The 2,664-nt window shown below is 47.0% G+C and carries 1 protein-coding gene and 2 pseudogenes; 2 read left to right on the forward strand and 1 reads right to left on the reverse strand.

The window, feature by feature from the left end:
* Window positions 1–644: 644 nt before the first annotated feature.
* Complete coding sequence (locus tag OIN60_RS20710; RefSeq protein ID WP_305756754.1) at window positions 645–1,673, reverse strand: LLM class flavin-dependent oxidoreductase; 1,029 nt, start codon at window positions 1,671–1,673, stop codon at window positions 645–647.
* Between the two features lie 384 nt (window positions 1,674–2,057).
* On the opposite strand from OIN60_RS20710, the pseudogene OIN60_RS22750 reads away from it, so the two are divergent.
* Together OIN60_RS22750 and OIN60_RS22710 are read left to right on the forward strand one after the other, a co-directional pair.
* A pseudogene (locus OIN60_RS22750) lies at window positions 2,058–2,221 on the forward strand (IS4 family transposase); the annotation flags it as partial.
* A 6-nt stretch (window positions 2,222–2,227) separates the two neighbouring features.
* Window positions 2,228–2,387: pseudogene (locus OIN60_RS22710) on the forward strand (IS4 family transposase); the annotation flags it as partial.
* Window positions 2,388–2,664: the final 277 nt, after the last annotated feature.

Below are 2,664 nucleotides of genomic sequence, written 5' to 3' on the forward strand. Positions count from 1 at the left end.
GCCGTTCTCTTCCCACAGCTCCACCCATGCCTTAATATCTCCGCCCGACAAATGCTTCAGATGGTTGCGGAATGCCTCCTGCGCTCTTTCTCTTACAGCCTCTTGCGTCATTTGGTTTGTCATTGTTGATTCCTCCGTTTATATTTTTATTTTATAGATCATTCAGTCCGAAATTTTGAAAAAAATATCCGTTTAATACTTTCACCTGATTGAAGGTCGTAGTAAAGGAGAGCTGTAATTGTACCAGAAATCCCTACAGCGCGTGACCAACCCGTTCTTCGTCTCTACAACGCTGATGTATGTCTGAATTTCGGAAAATTCTTCATATAGGCGTACAGCTCGGACTTCCCTGAATTCTTCTCTGCGTGGCCTACAGGTCCGTATGGCAGTTCAAGTACTCCGTCTTCCTGCCACAGTTCGATCCATACCTCGATGTTGCGGCCGGACAAATACTTCAGAAGATACCAGAATGTTTCTTGCGCTTGCTCTCGTATGGATTCTTGCGTTAGTTTCTTGTTTATGCTTGCTTATCCCTCCCTCCATATTATTGACTGTTCGATCTGGAATTATCATAGCATTTTCAGATCATTCAGTCAAGAATTATTTTTGAGAAACTTTTCTACCTCTTCAATCCCTCCCTAAGCTTACTCAATGTTACGATTAGGCCACATTTCTTTCACCGTCTCAGCCAAAATTTCATAGGATCGTAAGCGGGCTTGATGATCATAAATATGAGTTGTTACGATGAATTCATTCGCTTTCGTCGCTTCATAAATGGCGGACAACTTCTCTCTAATCGTCGAGCGGTCGCCGATGATGCCAAAATCCAGCTGTTTGGAGATGAGCGCCTTCTCCTGCGGATTCCATAACGTATCCATATTTTCAACCGGGGGTTGAAGTTCATCTGGACGGCCGCGAAGGAGGCTCAACACTTGCTGTGCATCCGACGTAGAAAGGAATTGCGCTTCTTCCATGTTGTCTGCCACCATAACTGTCAATCCCACCATGACATAAGGCTCTTTCAGCTCTTTCGATGGAATGAAAGAACTCCGATACACATCCAGCGCGCTGAGCAATTGATCTGGGGCAAAATGGCTGGCGAAAGCAAAGGGCATACCAAGGCTTCCCGCTAACTGTGCGCTGACATCGCTTGAACCCAGGAGCCACATAGGGATATTTAGTCCTTCACCTGGAATCGCACGAACTCCCAAATGATTTGTCTCGGAAGACCGATCGAGATATGCACGCAGCTCGCTTAACAGATTAGGGAAATCCGCTCCACTCGTCCCCAGTGTTCTCCGGAGAGCGCGGGTCGCGCGCATATCGGTACCGGAAGCTCTGCCTAAGCCCAGATCAATGCGCCCAGGATAAATAGACTCCAGCGTGCCGAATTGTTCAGCTATTATAAGCGGCGCATGATTCGGCAGCATAACCCCTCCAGAACCTACTCGAATCTTCTCGGTACCAGATGCCACATATCCAATAAGTAGTGATGTAGCCGAACTTGCAATTCCCGGCATGTTGTGGTGTTCAGCGAGCCAGATCCTCTGATAGCCGAGCTTCTCGGCGTGACGAGCAAGATCCAAGGTACGGTGATATGCATGTTGGGCTGATCCGCCCGCCAATATCGGCGAAAGATCGAGCACCGATAATTTCGGTGTAAATTTAGACATTATCTAATCAACCTCCACAAATTATTTTGACCATTCGGTCTTATATAAACAAAAAAATTTTACCACCTAGGCAATATTTTGTTTGACCCTCTTCTTGCACCTCCCTACTGAACTCAGTATATTCATTTCAGACCGATTAGTCAAGTATTTTTCAAACACTTTCTTTCACCAATTTATCACTGAAGATCCGCAAGGAGACGTTCTCCATTTTTCGTTGGCCAAAGCGTGGCTCTGCTATTTGTATCCATTTGGAAGACGATCACTTCCCAATACTGTTCCATTTTATAAGCCGGGCAGCCTAAAGTCTTCAACAGGAAGCTGCACTCTTTAGACGATGACATGTTCGAACGGAATCGCAGCAAAGCCGTAGAACTCCTCGCCCGCTTGAAGAAACTGTACGCCGCCGCTTATCCGCTCGAAAGCTCAAATCGCCATATTTTGTGTCAAATCCATACGGAACTGGAGCCTGGGATTCCAGTCACGGTGGTGTTCATTCCGCCATCGCTCCCAAAAGAAGGAATGGCTCGCCATCCTTTCGACTGATCGGATCCGTAATACTGCGCCTGCAGAAAGAATTTCAAGGCCGCTCCTACGATTTGCTCATCAGCCATACAACGATCGTGTTTTCACGCTATATCTTACTTGCGTGGCAGCATCGGCAAAGTACCGATCAGCGGGACACTCGGTGGACTCTTTTATTTGCTTTGCGGTCAACAACTCATGGCTAAAGCCACGAGCTTGTCTCTGCCTGCTTCGTAGACAGTGCTTGTGTTTCGCACAAGCCTTTTAGACTTATTCCTAACCGGTAGTGCAAACGCACCTTATCGTGCTCCTACCTTAGCGTGTTGGAACATCAGGACGGTCGACCTCGCCCCTACAACAAGAGTTATACTCCTGTTGTACCTGTACCGATGTACTCGATTCCTTTGCGGTACAGATTCATAGCGCCGATTCGATCATCGTTCGAACGATAGTGACAGTTTCGGCATTC

The organism is Paenibacillus zeirhizosphaerae, from assembly GCF_030705605.1.
Lineage (GTDB): Bacteria > Bacillota > Bacilli > Paenibacillales > Paenibacillaceae > Paenibacillus > Paenibacillus zeirhizosphaerae.